Genomic DNA, 16,805 nt, shown 5'->3' with positions numbered 1-16,805 from the left:
AGGGCGTGCCGGGCGCCGTGGGTGCTGTGCGGGACTTTCGAAACACCCCCTAGGGGGTGTCGAAACACTGGGGCGTGCCTGCGGAGTCCCTGCGGACCTCGTAGAGGAAACAGCCGTACTCGACGGCCCTGACGTGGACGAGTGCCACGTCGGGGTCGTCGAACGCGTCGCGGAAGGCGCGACCGATGTCACCGTCGGCGACCAGTTCCCCGCCGAGGATGTGCCCGGCGGCCGAGTACCGGCGCACGGTGCGGTGCGCCCCCGTGAACGGCAGCTCGCCGCCGGCCGGCCCGGGGCAGTCCCGGCCGTGCACGAAGACGGGCCCCTGCTCGTCGTAGGCGCCCGGCTCGGCCCCGTGCAGCGCCGCCCAGCGGCGCAACGGCGCGTACGACACCAGCGCGATCGTCTCCCCCGGCTCGCTGCGGCGCAGACAGCAGCGCAGGGGCGCGCCGCCCTCCCGGTCGACGAAGGCCACGGTCCGCCGGCCGGCGTCGTCCCGGGTGCGCAGTACGGCGACGACGTCCGGCGGAATGGGGCGCGGGAGGTGGGTGCGGCCTGTGGTGCTCGCGGTTTCCGTCATACGTCCGACTCTCGCGCCGCGCCGGCCGGATCACCGGCGGAATCCGGACGTCGAACCCCGAGCTGTGCTACGGTCGTCGTGTTGCAGTTGTGGTACCCATGAACCTATGTGCGCCTGCTGGGAATGTCTTCCTCCAGGCGCATTATTTGTTTTACCGGCTTCTCCGGATGGGGCCTCTGCTTATAGAACGCCTACACAAGGAGATAGCAATGGCACAGGGCACCGTGAAGTGGTTCAACTCCGAAAAGGGCTTCGGCTTCATCGCCCAGGACGGCGGCGGCCCCGATGTCTTCGCCCACTACTCGAACATCGCGACCCAGGGCTTCCGTGAGCTGCAGGAGGGCCAGCGGGTCTCCTTCGACGTCACGCAGGGCCAGAAGGGCCCGCAGGCGGAGAACATCGTCCCCGCCTGATCGCCGGACGCGTATTCCGCTCACCGGGGTCCGCACCGTCATGGTGCGGACCCCGGTTTGTGCTGTTTCCAGGAAGGCAGACCCCCGCATGTCCCGCAGACCCCGGAAGCCGAACCGGCGTCCCTCGTCACCCCCACCGTCCACATCGTCGCCGAGGGAATTCCGGCTGCCGGAGAACACGACGCCGGCCCTCCCCGCCGTCGAGGACTTCGCGTCCCTGGACATGCCCTCGGGGCTGCTGAAAACCCTCACCGCGCAGGGCGTCACCGCGCCTTTCCCGATCCAGGCCGCCACCCTGCCCAACTCGCTCGCCGGCCGTGACCTGCTCGGGCGGGGACGCACCGGCTCGGGCAAGACCCTCGCGTTCGGGCTGGCGCTGCTGGCCCGCACGGCCGGGCTGCGGGCGGAGTCCAAGGCTCCGCTCGCCCTGGTGCTGGTGCCCACGCGGGAACTCGCCCTCCAGGTGACGGACGCGCTGACGCCGTACGCGACGGCGGTGAACCTGCGAGTGGCCACCGTGGTCGGCGGGCTGTCGATCACCAAGCAGGCCGACGCTCTCCGGCGCGGCACCGAGGTGGTCGTGGCGAGCCCCGGCCGGCTCAACGATCTCGTGGAGCGCGGGGACTGCGTCCTGGACCAGGTGCGGATCACGGTCCTGGACGAGGCCGACCAGATGACCGACATGGGCTTCCTGCCGCAGATCACCAAGCTGATCCGGCAGGTGCGGCCGGACGGCCAGCGGATGCTGTTCTCGGCCACCCTGGACGCCAACATCGACCGCCTGGTCCAGCAGTTCCTGACCGATCCCGTGGTGCACTCCGTGGATCCGTCCGCCGGGGCGGTGACCACGATGGAGCATCACGTCCTGCACCTCCAGGACGAGACCGACAAGAAGGCCGTGACCACGCGGATCGCGGCCCGTGACGGCCGGGTCATCCTCTTCCTCGACACCAAGCGGTCCGCCGACCGGCTCGCCAAGCGGCTGCTGTCCGTCGGCGTGCGCGCGGCCGCCCTGCACGGGGGCCGCTCCCAGCCGCAGCGCAACCGCACGCTGGAGCAGTTCAAGAACGGCCAGGTCACCGCGCTGGTGGCGACCAACGTCGCGGCCCGGGGCATACACATCGACGACCTCGACCTCGTCGTGAACGTCGATCCGCCGACCGACCACAAGGACTACCTGCACCGGGGCGGCCGCACCGCCCGGGCCGGCGGCTCCGGCAGTGTGGTCACCCTGGTCCTGCCGGAGCAGAAACGGGACATGACCCGGCTGCTGTCGGACGCGGGCATCCGCCCGCGGACGGCCCGCATCACCTCCGGCGACACGGAGCTGGCCACCCTCACGGGCGCCCGCGAACCGTCCGGCGTCGCGGTCACGATCGAACTCCCCGCACCGGCCGAACCGCCCACGCCGAGCCGCCGCACCGCAACCGCGACGAGGCGCCGCAGGGGCACACGGGGCACGGGCACGCCCACACCCGACGGCCGCACCAACACCCGCCGGACCAGGCCCGAGCCGAACGACGGCGGCACCACCCGCCGCACGACGGCCGAGGCGAACGGCCGCACCAACGCCCGCCGCACCACGGCCGAGGCGAACGACGGCGGCACCACCCGGCGCACCGCGGCAAACGCACGCCGCACCACGGCCGCCCCGGCGACCGGCAAGGCCGCGCGCGGCTCCGGCGCCGCGCCGGGCACGACCGGAACGGGCGGCCGAGGCGCCACCCGCCGCACCGCCTCCGGCGCACCCGGCACGCCCGGCGCCAACGGCTCCACCAAGCCGGGCCGCGGCTCCGGCGGCTCCACGACCGGGACGGCCGGACGCGGATCCGAGCGCCGGACCACCACCGGCCCGGCAACGGGCGGCACCCGCGGCTCCGGCCGCCGCACGGGCGGCCGGGGCACCGGAGCCACGGGCGGCTCCGCCGGAGCCGGGGGCCGGGGCACGGACCGCCGGGGAGCGTAGGAGCGGCTGCCGCTGCCGGGCCGGGGGCGTTGTCCCCCCGGCCACCGCAGCGCCCGTCGCCGGCCTGTCACCCGGCCGAGTCGGGTGGGTGGGTGAGCAGGGCTGTCAGGGAGAGGGTCGCGGCCAGGAGGAGAGGGGCCCTCCAACGCGCCCGCCGGACCGCCCGTAACGTCGTCGCCCCGGGCACCCGACCCGTGGAAGGATGGCGCAACCGACCCATAACGAGGAGATGACCGCGTGCCTGGCACAAACCTGACTCGCGAAGAGGCGCAGCAGCGGGCGAAGCTGCTCACCGTTGACTCGTACGAGATCGATCTGGATCTCTCCGGCGCGCAGGAGGGCGGCACCTACCGGTCCGTGACCACGGTGCGCTTCGACGTCACCGAAGGCGGTGCGGAGTCCTTCATCGACCTGGTCGCCCCGGCCGTCCACGAGGTCACGCTCAACGGCGATCCGCTGGACGCGACGGAGGTCTTCCAGGACTCCCGGATCGCGCTGCCGGGCCTGCTGGAGGGCCGTAACGTCCTGCGGGTCGTCGCCGACTGCGCGTACACCAACACCGGCGAGGGTCTGCACCGGTTCGTCGACCCGGTCGACGAACAGGCCTACCTGTACACGCAGTTCGAGGTGCCGGATGCCCGCCGGGTGTTCGCCTCCTTCGAGCAGCCGGACCTGAAGGCGACCTTCCGGTTCACGGTGAAGGCGCCGACGGGCTGGACCGTCATCTCCAACTCCCCCACGCCCGAGCCCAAGGACGACGTCTGGGAGTTCGAGCCGACGCCCCGGATCTCCAGCTACATCACCGCGCTGATCGTGGGGCCGTACCACTCCGTGCACAGCGTGTACGAGAAGGACGGGCGGTCCGTGCCGCTCGGCATCTACTGCCGGCCCTCCCTCGCCGAGTTCCTCGACTCGGACGCGATCTTCGAGGTGACGCGGCAGGGCTTCGACTGGTTCCAGGAGAAGTTCGACTACGCGTACCCGTTCAAGAAGTACGACCAGTTGTTCGTGCCGGAGTTCAACGCGGGCGCGATGGAGAACGCGGGCGCGGTCACCATCCGCGACCAGTACGTCTTCCGGTCCAAGGTGACCGACGCGGCGTACGAGCTGCGCGCCGAGACCATCCTGCACGAGCTGGCCCACATGTGGTTCGGCGACCTGGTCACCATGGAGTGGTGGAACGACCTCTGGCTGAACGAGTCGTTCGCCACCTACACCTCCATCGCCTGCCAGGCGTACCACCCCGAGTCGCGCTGGCCGCACTCGTGGACCACCTTCGCCAACTCCATGAAGACGTGGGCCTACCGGCAGGACCAGCTGCCGTCCACCCACCCGATCATGGCCGAGATCCGCGACCTCGACGACGTCCTGGTCAACTTCGACGGCATCACGTACGCCAAGGGCGCGTCCGTGCTGAAGCAGCTCGTCGCCTACGTCGGCATGGACGAGTTCTTCCAGGGCGTCCAGGCGTACTTCAAGGCGCACGCCTTCGGCAACACGCGCCTGTCCGACCTGCTCGGCGCGCTGGAGGAGACCTCCGGCCGCGATCTGAAGGCCTGGTCGAAGGCGTGGCTGGAGACGGCCGGCATCAACGTCCTGCGCCCCGAGATCGAGACGGACGCGGACGGTGTCATCACCTCGTTCGCGATCCGCCAGGAGGCCCCGGCCCTCCCCGCGGGCGCCAAGGGCGAGCCGACCCTGCGGCCCCACCGCATCGCCGTCGGCCTGTACGACCTCGACGACGACAGCGGCAAGCTGATGCGCGGCGAGCGCATCGAGCTGGACGTCGACGGCGAGCTGACCGCCGTACCGCAGCTGGTCGGCACGCGCCGTCCGGCGGTCGTGCTGCTCAACGACGACGACCTGTCGTACGCCAAGGTCCGTCTCGACGAGCAGTCCCTCGCGTTCGTCACCGAGCACCTCGGCGACTTCGAGTCCTCCCTGCCGCGCGCCCTGTGCTGGGCCTCTGCGTGGGACATGACCCGGGACGCCGAACTACCCACCCGTGACTACCTGTCCCTGGTGCTGTCCGGCATCGGCAAGGAGTCCGACATCGGCGTGGTGCAGTCGCTGCACCGTCAGGTCAAGCTCGCCATCGACCTGTACGGCGCCCCGGCCACCCGTGAGGCCCTCCTCACCCGCTGGACCGACGCCACCCTGGCCCACCTGCGGACGTCCGCCGCGGGCAGCGACCACCAGCTGGCCTGGGCCCGCGCCTTCGCCGCCACCGCCCGTACGCCGGAGCAGCTGGACCTGCTGGAGGCCCTGCTGGACGGTTCGCAGACGATCGAGGGCCTGGCCGTCGACACCGAGCTGCGGTGGGCGTTCGTGGAGCGTCTCGCGGCCGTGGGCCGGTTCGACGAGGCGGAGATCGCCGGCGAGTACGAGCGGGACAGGACCGCCGCCGGTGAGCGCCACGCGGCGACCGCCCGGGCCGCCCGTCCGACGCCGGAGGCCAAGGCGGAGGCCTGGGCGCAGGTGGTGGAGTCGGACAAGCTGCCCAACGCGGTCCAGGAGGCCGTCATCGGCGGGTTCGTCCAGACCGACCAGCGCGAGCTGCTCGCCCCGTACACCGAGAAGTACTTCGAGGTGGTCAAGGGCATCTGGGAGTCCCGTTCGCACGAGATCGCCCAGCAGATCGCGATCGGCCTCTACCCGGCGATCCAAGTCTCCCAGGAGACCCTGGTCCGCACGGACACCTGGCTGGCCGCCGCCGAGCCGAACGCGGCCCTGCGCCGCCTCGTCTCCGAGGCCCGCGCGGGCGTGGAGCGCGCGCTGAAGGCCCAGGCGGCGGACGCGCAGTAGGCGTCCGCAGGGGAGTTGTGCGTACGGGAGTCGTCCGTACGGCGATGAGGGCGCCCGGTGTCACCACACCGGGCGCCCTTTCCTATGGCCCTGTGTCCGGCCCTGTGTCCGGCCCTGTGTCCGGTCCTGTGTCCGGTCCTGTGTCCGGTCCCGTGTCGGTGAGGGCGGCCAGGGTCGTGCGCAGGGCGGCCGACTCGGGCATGCCCAGGTCGGTGTAGAGGGTCAGGGCCCGTTCGTAGCAGGTGACGGCGAGCGGGGTGTCGCCCAGCGCCCGGTGCGCGTCGCCCAGACCGCTGTGGGCACGGGCCTGCTGGCCGGGGTTGCCGATGTCCTCCGCGATGGCGAGTGCGTCGGTGTGGTGGGTGACGGCGTCGAGCGGCCGGCCGGCGGCCCGGGCGGCCTCGCCGAGGCCGTTGAGCGCTCTGGCCTCGCCGTCCCGGTCGCCGTTCTGGAGGTAGAGGGTGAGCGCCTGCCGGTGGCACTCGGCGGCCTCCGCGGGCCGGTCGAGCCGGGTGTGGACGACGCCGAGGCTGTGCAGCGCCCCGGCTTCGCCGTACCGGTCGCCGACCTCGCGGAGCAGGACCAGGGCCTGTTCCTGGTGGCGGGCCGCCGAGTCGAGCCGGTCGAGCCGCGCCTCGACCGTGCCGAGGTCGTTGAGCGCGTGGGCCTCCAGATACCGGTTGCCGACCGCGCGGAGCAGGGCCAGCGCCTGCTGGAGCCGGTCGGCGGCCTCTCCGTAGCGGCCCAGCTGCCCCTCCACGGTGGCGAGGTCCTTCAGCACGACCGCCTCGCCCGAGCGGTCCCCGGCGTTCCGGTACAGCACCAGGGCCTGTTCGAGGAGGCCGACGGCCGACCGGAAGCGGCCCAGGCGCTCGTCGACGAGACCGAGGTTGACGAGGGCGCGGGCCTCGCCGGGCGGGTCGTCGGCCTGCCGGAACAGCGTCAGCGCCTCCTGGAGGTGCCGCCGCGCCGGTTCGTGCCGGGCCAGTTGCCAGTGCGCGGTGCCGATGCCCAGCAGCGCGCGGGCCTCGCTCGCCGGATCGCCGAGCAGCCGGGCCGCGTCCCGGGCGTGCCCGTGGATGGTGAGGCCGTCGGTGTGCCGGCCGGTGATGAGGTGCCGGTAGAGGGTGAGGGAGAGCCGGATGGCGTGGCTGGGCCGGCCGTGGGCGGCGGTGTGGGCGGACATCGCCGTCAGACACGCCCGCTCGGCGTTCAGCCAGGCGCGCGCGGCGTCGGGATCGGACAGGTCGGGGGTCGCGGCCTCGGGGGCGGGGGGCCGCAGATGGGCCTCGGCCGGGTGGAGGCAGGTCATGGCGGCGGCCGCGGTGGCGAGATAGTGGTCGAACAGCCGGTCGAGGGCCGCCTCGCGGGCCTGGGGGGCGTCCTCGGCATGGGCGAGCCGGGTGGCGTAGGCGCGCAGCAGGTCGTGCATGCCGTAGCGGGTGCCGTCCACACGCTGGACCAGATGGGCGCGGGCGAGGACGTCGAGCATCCGGCGGGCGTCCGCCGGGGCGCCGCCGGTCAGCGCGGCGGCGGCGTGGACGTCGAGATCGGGGCCGGGGTGCAGGCCGAGCAGCCGGAAGGCGCGTGCCGCGTCGGGCGGCAGTTGCCGCAACGACCAGGAGAACACGGCGGTGACGGCGGCCCGGGGGTCGCCGTCCGCGTCGAGCAGGTCCAGTCGCCGCTGCTGGTCGGTGAGTTCGCGGACGAGGTCGGCCAGGGTGGTGGCCGGGCGGGCGACGGCGAGTTCCGCGGCGACCCGCAGGGCCAGCGGCAGCCGGGCGCACTGTGCGGCGAGCGCGTCGACGGCGTCGGGTTCGGCCTCGGCGCGGGGGCCGACGAGCCGGCGCAGCAGGGCGCGGGCGGCGTCGGCGGGCAGCAGATCGAGGTCGAGGCGGTGGGCGCCCTCGCGGGCGACCAGTCCGGCCAGGCTGTCCCGGCTGGTCACCAGGACGGCGCAGGTGCCGGTGCCGGGCAGCAGGGGGCGGACCTGTTCGACGGTGGCGGCGTTGTCCAGGACGATCAGCATCCGCCGGTCGGCGATCTCGCTGCGGTAGCGCGCAGCCCGGTCGTCCGGCTCCGGCGGGACGTCCTGGCCCGGGACCCCGAGCGCGGTGAGGAACCGGACCAGCGCGTCGGCTGCGGTCATGGGCCGTTCGGGGTCGTAGCCGCGCAGGTTCACATAGAGCTGGCCGTCCGGGAAGCGGTCCCGGATCCGGTGCGCCCAGTGCACCGCCAGCGCCGTCTTGCCCACGCCCGCCGTCCCGGACACCGCCGAGACCACCACGGCGGACGGCCGGTCCGACGCCACGACCAGGAGCTTGTCGAGCCGGGCCAGTTCCTCGTCCCGCCCGGTGAACCCAGCTGCCTCCATGGGGAGTTGCGCGGGGACGCTCCTGGGCCGCCCGGTGGCGACGGCGGAAGCCCCGGCGGTGACGGGCGGTGGGCGGCGGGTCCCCGCTCCGGCGGCCTTCCCGCCGAGGATCGTCCGGTGGGCCTGCCGTGCCTCGGCGCCCGGGGCGGTGCCGAGTTCCTCGGCCAGCCGCTTGCCCAGCGCGATGTAGCAGGCGAGCGCCTCCGGGGCGCGCCCGGCGGCGTGCAGCGCGCGCATCAGCGCCACCGCGAGCGGCTCGACCAGCGGGTGTTCGGCGACCAGGGCGGACACCACGTCGACCACCACGGGGTGTCCGCCGACGCGGAGTTCGGCGTCCGCCCAGTCCAGGACCGCGTGGATGCGCTGCTGTGTCCAGCTCTCCCGGGTACGGGCCGCCCAGTCGCCGGGCAGTCCGGCGAGCGGCTCGCCGCGCCACAGCCCCATCGCCTCCCGCAGCACCGCCACCCGCGCGGCGGCGGAACCGCCGCTCAGCCGGGCCGTGGTGACCAGGTCGCGGAACCGGTGGGCGTCGACCAGGTCCCGCGGCACGTCGAGCCGGTAGCCCCCCGAGCCGCGCACCAGGGGCGGTTGCGCGGGGACCTTCCCCGTCCCGCCGTCACCGAGATGCGGAAGCGCCTGGGCGAGCGCCCCGCGGATCCGGGCGACATGGGCGTAGAGCGTGGCGCGGACCTGGGCGGGCGGCTCCTCGCCCCAGACCCGGTCGATCAGTGTCTCGGCGGACACCCAGCGGCCCGCGTCCACGAGCAGCGCCGCGAGGAGGGTGCGCCGTTTGGCGGGGCCCAGGTCCACGGGCCGGCCCGACACCCATAATTCCACGGGCCCCAGCAGGCGAAATCCCGTCACGCCGTCCCCCCTGCCCCGCGCCGAGCCCACCGCGCAATCCCCCGCGCGTTCCCCGCCGGGCGCCACCCAACCACCCCGCCACCTGCGAGGCAAGATTCCCGCAAGCTTCCGGGCCACCTTCCGCCTCCATGGTGTCCCCGGCACCACCGCACCGGAGAAACGGCCGGCCCCTTGCCGGCCCCACGAGCAGCAGCGTGCCGTACGGGGGACGGCACGCTGCTGCTCTCGGGCGCCGGCCGACGGCACGGCCTCGGTGGCACGGCACGCGAAAAAGGCCCCGCCCCCGTGCCCGGTCGCGTGGGATGCGCGGGCGGTGGGGGCGGCGGCCTCAGAGGGGAGGTGGTGCCGGGAAGTGGGGGGTCAGGCCTTGGCCTTGGCCTTGCCCGGCTTGAAGACGCGGTGGTCGGGGTGGGACTTGTCGAGCACCATGACCAGGCCGGTGATGACAGCGAAGATCACGATCGGGAGCACGACATAGAGCCCCAGCGTCTCGCCGACGCTCAGGCCGGTGCCGGGGTCGTCGCCGTCGTCGCGGGTCAGCGCGAGGGCGGGGGACGACATGAGCAGCATCATCAGCGTCGTACCGGCAGCCAGGGCGCCGGCGCGCAGGGCGTTCTTCTTGTCCACAGAGCAAAAGTAGCGAACGCCTCGCGGGGCCGCGCGCCCGGGGTGCCGTACGGGAGCCTGCACGGCAGCCCGTCACTCCCGCGCCGCCTCCCTGAGGACGTCGAAGAGCCGCTGCAGCCGGGGTGCCGCGGCCAGCTCCTCCAGGGGCATCGGGCGGCCCCGGCCGTCGGCGATCGGCAGCCGCCAGTTCGGATACTGGTCCCAGGTGCCCGGCAGGTTCTGCGGGCGGCGGTCGCCCACGCCGTCCGGCAGCCAGACGCCGATCATGCGGGCGGGGGTGCGCAACAGGAAGCGGTGGAGGGCCTGCACCTCGGCCTCCTCGGCCTCCTCGGCGGCGCGGTCCCCGCCGCCCGCGCCCGCGCCACCGGACAGCGCCGCGCCACCGGACAGCAGCCCGAGGCGGGTGAGCAGGCCCAGCCACTCCCCCGTGTCGGCGGCGGCCTCCGCGCGTTCCTCCTCGACGGGCCGGGTGAGCAGGCCCAGGCGGTCGCGCAGTTCGACGTGCTCGCCGGTGAGCCGGGCGGCGGTGGACGGCAGGTCGTGGGTGGTGGCGGTGGCGAGGCAGTCGGCGCGCCAGCGCTCCGGCGGCAGCGGGCGCCCGTCGCCGTCCCAGTCCCGCTCGAACCACAGGACGGACGTCCCGAGCACCCCGCGGGCGCGCAGCGCCTCCCGGACGCCCGGCTCGACGGTGCCCAGGTCCTCGCCGATCACCACCGCGCCGGCCCGTGCGGCCTCCAGCACCAGGACGGCGAGCATAGCCTCGGCGTCGTAGCGGACGTAGGTGCCCTCGGTCGGCGCCTGCCCCTGCGGGACCCACCAGAGCCGGAACAGCCCCATGACATGGTCGATGCGCAGGGCGCCGGCGTAGCGGAAGAGGCCGCGCAGGAGACGGCGGTAGGGCGCGTAGCCGGACTCGGCGAGCCGGTCGGGGCGCCACGGCGGCAGGCCCCAGTCCTGGCCGCGCGCGTTGAAGGCGTCCGGCGGGGCGCCGACGGACATCCCGGCGGCGAGGTACTCCTGCTGGGCCCAGGCGTCCGCGCCGGACGGATGCACCCCGACCGCGAGATCGTGCACGATCCCGATGCCCATCCCGGCCTCGCGCGCGGTGCGCTGGGCGGCGGTGAGCTGGGTGTCGGTGAGCCAGGCCAGCCGGGCGTGGAAGCCGACCCGGTCCCCCAGCTCGCGCCGGGCGCGGGCCGTCCCCGCCGAGCGGGGGTCCCTGAGCTCCTCGGGCCAGTCGCTCCACCGCGCCCCGTGCACCTCGGCGAGGGCGCACCAGGTGGCGTGGTCCTCCAGGGCCTGTCCCTGTCCGGCGACGAAGTCGCGGTAGGCCGCCCGCCGGCCGGGCCCGAGCGGCACCGCGGCGACCCGCTCCAGCGCCTCCCGCTTCGCCTCCCACACGGCGTCCCGGTCGATCAGCTCCCCCTTCTCCAGCACCGCCTCGCGCAGCCGCGCCCCCCGCTCCGCCGCCGCGCGGTCCTCGACGTACGCGTACTCGGGGATCTCCTCGACGCGCAGATGCACGGGGTCGGGGAAGCGGCGCGAGGACGGCCGGTACGGCGACGGATCGGTCGGCGCCCCCGGTACGGCCGCGTGCAACGGGTTGACCTGCACGAACCCGGCGCCGAGGACCCGTCCCGCCCAGTCGGCCAGCTCCCCGAGGTCCCCCAGGTCGCCCATGCCCCAGGAGCGGCGGGACAGCAGGGAGTACAGCTGGACGAGGAGTCCGTACGAGCGGTGCGGCGGTGTGGGCAGCCGGGGCGGAGCCACGACCAGGTGGACGCGGGCGGTTCGGCCGTCGGGCGCGGTGGCCGTCAGCCGGTGCACCCCGTGCGGCAGCCCGTCGGCGCTGTCGCGGACCTCCCCCTGCTCGGTCTCGACGCGCAGCCGGGTGCCGCCGGGGAGGGCGGCGAGCGCGGCGCACGGGCCGTCGCTCCAGCTGACGACCGTCGGCGGCAGCAGGCGCGCGGCCAGCTCGCGCTCCCGTGCGTCGAGCGCGTCCCGTACGGACCGCGGCGTGTCCGCGTCGACGCCGAGCGCGGCGAGCGCGCGGGTGACGGCGGTGGGCGAGGCGGTGACCGTGCGGTCGGGGGCGGGCCGGTAGGAGGTGGCGACACCGTGCAGCGCGGCGAGCCGGGCGAGTTCCTCGCCGAGGGGTGCGGTCATCTAGGGCCTCGTGGTGTCGGTGTCCACGGCGGCGAGCGGCGGCTCGCTGGTGAGGGGCTCGGCGTCGGGCAACGGGGGCTCGCTGGTCAGCGGGGCCTCGGCGCACGCGCGTTCGGCGCTGAAGGCGCCCTGGCGGGGTTCGTCGAGCGGGGCGGCGGAGGCTTCCGCCGGGCGTTTGGAGGGGGCGGGCGCGGTCACGGTGGGCTCCTCGTGGGGTGGGGCGTCGGTCACCGCAGGCCTACCCAGCGGAGGCGCGGGCAGACGTCCCGACCGCGTCACACGCGGTCCGTCAGCCAGGACTGGCACTCCGTGCACCGCCGTACCGCGCTGAGCCGGGTGTTGCCCTCCGTCGCCGTCACCGGGTGCGCCGCGCTCGCCCGGTCCCAGAGGCCGGCCGCCGGATCGGGGATCCACCCCCACTCGGGCGCTCTCACCAGTTCCTCGGTCAGATGGGTGCAGCCGGGGATGTGCGCGTACCCGGTCCGGGAGATCAGGATGGCGCCGGGCGGGAAGCGGTGCCACGCCTCGCGGGCCGCGGCGGCGGGTGCGCCGCGGGTCAGCGCCCACCCCGTGCCCGTGCCGCAGCCCGGACACCCCATTCCGACGATGAGGTCGCACACCGCACAGCGCCGCTGCTCCATGGTCTGGCTGGTCTCGTTCACGTCCCGTCCAACTCGCGATCCCCGCGCCGGGACACGGTCTCCCCGCCCCCGCCCGCCCCTGCCCGTGAACCGGTCGCCGGACCTTCGTCGATAGAGGGGGTGTGAGACTGTTCCGCCCCATGAGGGGCCACGGGGAGAGCGATACGGACGCGGCGCTGCTGCGGGCCGTGGCGGACGGGGACGCGGGGGCGCTGGCCACGCTGTACGACCGGCACGCGGGGTGGGTGTACGCGCGGCTCGTGCGCCGGTGCGCGGATGCCGAGGTGGCGCGGGAAGTGCTGCAGGACACCTTCCTGACCGTGTGGCGGTCGGCGGCCGGGCACCGGGGCGGGGAGGCGGGCGGCTGGCTGTGGACCATCGCCGCCCGGCGGCTCGTCGACACCCGGCGGGCGCAGGAGCGGGCCGGCCGGATCGAGACGGCTCCCCTGGACACCGCGGCCCCCTCCGCCGAGACGCCCTCGGCCGAGGAACGGGTGCTGGCCGGGCTGGAGTTCGGCGACGTCGGCACCGCCCTGGACCGGATCTCGCCCGAACTGCGGGAGGTACTGCGCGCGACGGTCGTCGACGGGCTCACCACCCGGGAGGCGGCCCGGCTGCTCGGCATCCCCGAGGGCACGGTCAAGACCCGCGCCCAACGCGCCCGTGCCGAACTACGCGCGGCGCTCGCCCAGTTGAACCCCGCACCGGCCTCGGGAGGCCTGGTATGAACACCGATCGCCCAGGCAGGCGCACCGACTCGTGGCACGTGTCCGACGGCCTGGCCGCCCGGTACGCCGACGGCACCCTCGCGGAGGCCGACGCATGGTCCCTGGAGAGCCATGTGGAGCGGTGCGGGGGGTGCGCGGCGCGCGTCTCGACGGCGGTACGCCGGCTGCCGGCGCCCGCGCTGGTCCTGGCGGAGGTCCGGGACGCCGTACTGAAGGAACCCGTACCGGGAGACGTCCGCGCGCCGCTTCCCACGCCGCCCGCCCCGCGGGCCCGCCAGTGGTCGTCGTTCCTCGCGCGGGCCGTGTGGGCCGCCGGCCCCGCCGTGCGCGGGGGCTGGCTGCCCGCGGTGCTGCTGGTCGCGCTGGGGGCACTCGGCCTGGCGTACGGCGCGGACGTCGACGGTGTACGACCGCTGCTGCTCGCCCTCGCACCGGTGGTGCCCGTGGCCGGGGTCGCCGTGTCCTACGGGCGGCACGCCGATCCGCTGCACGAGATCGCGGCGGCCACCCCCTCCGGCGGACTGCGGCTGGCACTGACCCGGACGGCCGCCGTCCTCGGGGTCAGTGTGCCGCTGCTCACCGTGACGGGGCTGCTGCTGCCCGCCTCCGGGGCTCCGGGCGCGGCGGCCTGGCTGCTGCCGGGCCTGGCGCTGACCCTGGCCTCGCTCGCGCTGTCCGGGTACGTCGGCTGCCGTACGGCGACGGGCGTGACCGGCGGCGGCTGGCTCGCCGCCGTGCTCGCCCCGGTCCTGGCCTCGCCCGGCGGCACTCCGGTCGGCCGGCTCGCCGAGCAGCTCTCGCGCTGTCTGGACGGCGCCCCGGCCCAGGGCGCGTGGGCGGCCGCGGCCGTGCTGTGCGCCGCCGTGCTGGCCGCCCGCCGCGGCGCCTACGACGGCTTGGACCGACGGTGAGCCGTCCTACGAACCCCTTCTCGGGGAATCTCTTGGGAGATGAAGTGAGCACCATACGTGTGTCCGGCGTGTGTGTCCGGCACCGCAGGACCGTCGCCCTGGACGGTGTGGACCTCGGTCTCGGCGTCGGGGTGCACGGTCTGCTCGGCCCCAACGGCGCCGGGAAGACCTCCCTGATCCGGGTGCTGGCCACCGTCGCGCGGCCGGACGCCGGGCGGGTGGAGATCCTCGGCGAGGACGTCGGCGAGCCCGCGCGGCGCGGCACGGTCCGCGCCCGGCTCGGCTATCTGCCGCAGGAGTTCGGCCACTACCCGGGCTTCACGGTGCGCGAGTTCGTCGCGTACGTGGCCTGGCTGAAGGAGATGCCCGCCGCCGGCACCCCGGCCGCCGTCGAGCGGGCGGTGCGCCGGGTCGGTCTGGAGGACCGCATCGACGCCAAGGTGCGGACGCTGTCCGGCGGCATGGTCCGCCGGGTCGGCATCGCGCAGGCCGTGGTCAACGACCCGGACGTGCTGCTGCTCGACGAGCCGACGGCGGGCCTCGACCCGGAGCAGCGGGTGGAGTTCCGCGCGCTGCTGCGGGAGCTGGGCTCCACCTCGACCGTGATCGTCTCCACCCATCTGGTGGAGGACGTGGCGGCCGCCTGCACCGAGGTCACCCTGCTGGACGCGGGGCGGGTCGCCTACCGGGGGACCCCGGAGTCGCTCAGCGCGCTGGGCGAGGCGCCGGGTGTGGGGGACAGCGTCATCGAGCGCGGCTACACGGCCGCCCTGCGGGCCCACCGGACCGGGCGGGAGGCGGCGCGATGAGCCTCGTACCGGAGAGGGTGAAGGCGGCGGGGGGACGGCCGGTGCCGCGGCATCCGTTGCGCGCCGAGGCCGTGCGCGGGTTCGCGCCCGTCGTCGGAGGCGCGGTGGTGCTGACGCTGGGTGCCGTGCTGGCCGCGTCGGCGGACCGCTGGCAGGGCGGCTGGGCGGAGACCCGCTCCGAGCTGCACGACGTGCTGCTGCTCCTGCTCCCCCTCGCGGCGGCCGCGGGCTGTTGGCTGGGCGGGCGGGAGCGCCGGCGCCGTACCGAGGAGCTGTGGGAGTCGGTCGTGCGGGGGCCGCTGGCCCGGTTCCTGGCGTCGGCGGTGCCGCTCGCGCTGTGGCTGGTCGCCGGGTACACGCTCACGGCGGCGGGGGCGTCGCTGGCGACCTGGCCGTACGCGCGGGGCGACCGGCCGTATCTCGATCTGCTGCCGGTGGACCTGGTGGCGGTCGCGGCGGCCTCGGTGAGCGGTCAGGTGGTGGGGCGGGTGGTCGCGTGGCGGCCGGCGGCGCCGCTGCTGGCGCTCGCGGGGTACGCGGTGCTGGTTCTGTCGGTGGCGTCGGACGACGGCGCGGGCCGCTGGGTGAACCCTGCCCTCCCGGTGGGTGACGGGGAGGTCCCGGTGGGCCGGCAGCAGGCCGCGATGGCGGTGTGGGTGGCCGGTCTCGCGACGGCGGCCGTGCTGGCGTACGCGGCGCGGCACCGGTGGACCGCCCTGCTGCCGCTCGCGGCGGCCGTCGCGGCGGGTGGGCTGCTGATGCAGACGGGGGACGGGCTGTGGCGGACGAACCCGGTCGGGAACCGGCAGGTGTGCGACACCTCGACGACGCCCCAGGTGTGCGTCAACGCCCGTTACGGCGCACTGTTGCCGCAGGTCACAGCCGCCCTGTCGGGGATCACCGGCCGCCTGGACGGGGTACGGAACCTGCCGGTCCGGTTCGAGGACCGGCCCGGCGGGCCGCGCGCGGACGAGGTGCAGCTGCCGATGCTCACCCCGCTCGGCTCGTCGCTGGTACGGGGGCGGCTGACCGATCCCGCGCAGTACGCGTGGGAGGCGGTGGCGATGCTGCGGGGCCGGGGGGACTGCGGGACGCTCGACCCGCGCGTGCGCCTGGCGGACGACGCCGTGGAGCACTACCTCGCGCCGAGTCCCGCGGAGGAGTACTTCGACCGGCTGGACGGGCGCGGCGACGCGGAGCAGCGTGCCGGGCTGGCGGACCGCAGGGCGGCCCGGGAGCGGCTGGCCTCGATGGGGGCCGACGCACGCCGGGCGTGGCTGTCGGCGTACTTCGCGACGGCCGGCGACTGCGACGCGCGGAAGGTGCCGGCGCTGTGAGCGGGGTCCTGCTGTACGCCCGGTCGCGCGCCGTCCCCCGCACCCTCGCCGTCCTGGCCGCGGCCGCCGTCCTCGCCCTGGGGGCGGCGGCAGCCGCGGGCTCCGACGGGGCTCCGGACCGGCTGCTGCCCCTGGTGACGCCGACCCCGCTGCTGGCCGCGGCGGTGACCGGGGCGGGTCTGCACTCCGCCACCGACGAGCTGGACCGCACGGCGGTACGCCCGTGGTGGCCGCTCCGGCTGGCCCAGCTGCTCGGCCTGACGGCGGTGGCGGCGGCCCTGCTGCCGGTCGCGGTGCCCGGTGACGCGCCGGCCGTCCTGCGCAACCTGCTGGGCTGCACCGGGCTCGTCGCGGCCTCGGCCGTCCTGCTGGGTGCCCGGCTGAGCTGGCTGCCGGCCTGCGGTTACGTCGGCGTGGTGTCCCTGGCGTCGGACGGGGTGCGCGGCCGCGGGGTCACCCTGTGGGCCTGGCCGACGCAGGCGGGGGACGTGACGGCGGCGTGGGTCGCGGCCGGGGGCGTGTTCGCGCTGGGCACGGCCCTGTACGCCGCACGAGGGGCGCGTCCCGAAGGGCCCCGTGGCTGA

At 75.1% G+C, this 16,805-nt stretch carries 14 protein-coding genes; 8 read left to right on the top strand and 6 right to left on the bottom strand.

Going from position 1 to position 16,805, the window contains the following annotated elements; all coding sequences use genetic code 11:
* Positions 1-49 precede the first annotated feature (49 nt).
* On the bottom strand, positions 50-580 hold the full coding sequence (locus U5640_RS29550; RefSeq protein ID WP_340379147.1) for a DUF1203 domain-containing protein: 531 nt from the start codon (positions 578-580) through the stop codon (positions 50-52).
* Positions 581-789: 209 nt separating this feature from the next.
* Here U5640_RS29550 and U5640_RS29545 point away from each other — a divergent pair, with 209 nt between their 5' ends.
* From U5640_RS29545 to pepN, 3 genes are all read left to right on the top strand, one after another.
* Entirely contained in the window at positions 790-993 is a 204-nt protein-coding gene (locus tag U5640_RS29545) for a cold-shock protein (RefSeq protein ID WP_020943502.1), read from the top strand.
* 88 nt (positions 994-1,081) lie between these two features.
* Positions 1,082-2,959: a DEAD/DEAH box helicase gene (locus U5640_RS29540; RefSeq protein WP_340379135.1), complete on the top strand. Its 1,878-nt coding sequence runs from the start codon at positions 1,082-1,084 to the stop codon at positions 2,957-2,959.
* A gap of 237 nt (positions 2,960-3,196) precedes the next feature.
* Positions 3,197-5,764: an aminopeptidase N gene (gene pepN, locus U5640_RS29535; RefSeq protein ID WP_340379133.1), complete on the top strand. Its 2,568-nt coding sequence runs from the start codon at positions 3,197-3,199 to the stop codon at positions 5,762-5,764.
* 82 nt (positions 5,765-5,846) lie between these two features.
* Here pepN and U5640_RS29530 read toward each other — a convergent pair whose 3' ends face one another.
* From U5640_RS29530 to U5640_RS29510, 5 genes are all read right to left on the bottom strand, one after another.
* Complete coding sequence (locus tag U5640_RS29530) at positions 5,847-9,002, bottom strand: tetratricopeptide repeat protein (RefSeq protein WP_340379131.1); 3,156 nt, start codon at positions 9,000-9,002, stop codon at positions 5,847-5,849.
* A 360-nt stretch (positions 9,003-9,362) separates the two neighbouring features.
* The gene (locus U5640_RS29525; RefSeq protein ID WP_340379128.1) at positions 9,363-9,629 is read right to left on the bottom strand and encodes a hypothetical protein; all 267 of its coding nucleotides are present in this window, start codon (positions 9,627-9,629) and stop codon (positions 9,363-9,365) included.
* A 72-nt stretch (positions 9,630-9,701) separates the two neighbouring features.
* Positions 9,702-11,795 (bottom strand): 4-alpha-glucanotransferase, encoded by a 2,094-nt coding sequence (gene malQ, locus U5640_RS29520; protein ID WP_340379126.1) that lies wholly within the window; start codon positions 11,793-11,795, stop codon positions 9,702-9,704.
* On the bottom strand, positions 11,796-11,993 hold the full coding sequence (locus U5640_RS29515; protein WP_340379124.1) for a hypothetical protein: 198 nt from the start codon (positions 11,991-11,993) through the stop codon (positions 11,796-11,798). It abuts the gene before it with no gap.
* A 77-nt stretch (positions 11,994-12,070) separates the two neighbouring features.
* Positions 12,071-12,457: a hypothetical protein gene (locus U5640_RS29510; RefSeq protein ID WP_340379122.1), complete on the bottom strand. Its 387-nt coding sequence runs from the start codon at positions 12,455-12,457 to the stop codon at positions 12,071-12,073.
* Between the two features lie 119 nt (positions 12,458-12,576).
* Between U5640_RS29510 and U5640_RS29505 the strand changes: the two genes are divergently transcribed.
* From U5640_RS29505 to U5640_RS29485, 5 genes are read left to right on the top strand one after another with little or no spacing between them, the layout of a single operon-like run.
* The gene (locus tag U5640_RS29505; RefSeq protein WP_340379120.1) at positions 12,577-13,164 is read left to right on the top strand and encodes an RNA polymerase sigma factor; all 588 of its coding nucleotides are present in this window, start codon (positions 12,577-12,579) and stop codon (positions 13,162-13,164) included.
* Positions 13,161-14,075 carry a zf-HC2 domain-containing protein gene (locus U5640_RS29500; protein WP_340379118.1) on the top strand — a complete coding sequence of 305 codons (915 nt, stop codon included), beginning with the start codon at positions 13,161-13,163 and terminating at the stop codon, positions 14,073-14,075. The genes U5640_RS29505 and U5640_RS29500 overlap by 4 nt, the downstream gene beginning before the upstream one ends.
* A 44-nt stretch (positions 14,076-14,119) precedes the next feature.
* Positions 14,120-14,884, top strand: a complete 765-nt coding sequence (locus tag U5640_RS29495; RefSeq protein WP_340379116.1) for an ABC transporter ATP-binding protein — start codon at positions 14,120-14,122, stop codon at positions 14,882-14,884.
* A complete protein-coding gene (locus tag U5640_RS29490; RefSeq protein WP_340379114.1) occupies positions 14,881-16,221 on the top strand; it encodes a hypothetical protein in 1,341 nt (446 codons plus the stop codon). Before U5640_RS29495 ends, U5640_RS29490 begins: the two co-directional genes overlap by 4 nt.
* Positions 16,218-16,805 carry a hypothetical protein gene (locus U5640_RS29485; RefSeq protein ID WP_340379112.1) on the top strand — a complete coding sequence of 196 codons (588 nt, stop codon included), beginning with the start codon at positions 16,218-16,220 and terminating at the stop codon, positions 16,803-16,805. Before U5640_RS29490 ends, U5640_RS29485 begins: the two co-directional genes overlap by 4 nt.

It is taken from the genome of Streptomyces sp. SS7, assembly GCF_037993025.1.
Classification (GTDB): Bacteria; Actinomycetota; Actinomycetes; order Streptomycetales; family Streptomycetaceae; genus Streptomyces.
Note: the sequence above shows the minus strand (reverse complement) of the source record. Positions and strands in the feature narration are given on the sequence as shown.

Excerpts from the sequence above, each read along its gene's own strand:
- U5640_RS29550 (WP_340379147.1), bottom strand. The coding sequence starts at position 580 with ATGACGGAAACCGCGAGCACCACAGGCCGCACCCACCTCCCGCGCCCC.
- U5640_RS29545 (WP_020943502.1), top strand. The coding sequence starts at position 790 with ATGGCACAGGGCACCGTGAAGTGGTTCAACTCCGAAAAGGGCTTCGGC.
- U5640_RS29540 (WP_340379135.1), top strand. The coding sequence starts at position 1,082 with ATGTCCCGCAGACCCCGGAAGCCGAACCGGCGTCCCTCGTCACCCCCA.
- malQ (WP_340379126.1), bottom strand. The coding sequence starts at position 11,795 with ATGACCGCACCCCTCGGCGAGGAACTCGCCCGGCTCGCCGCGCTGCAC.
- U5640_RS29505 (WP_340379120.1), top strand. The coding sequence starts at position 12,577 with ATGAGGGGCCACGGGGAGAGCGATACGGACGCGGCGCTGCTGCGGGCC.
- U5640_RS29500 (WP_340379118.1), top strand. The coding sequence starts at position 13,161 with ATGAACACCGATCGCCCAGGCAGGCGCACCGACTCGTGGCACGTGTCC.
- U5640_RS29490 (WP_340379114.1), top strand. The coding sequence starts at position 14,881 with ATGAGCCTCGTACCGGAGAGGGTGAAGGCGGCGGGGGGACGGCCGGTG.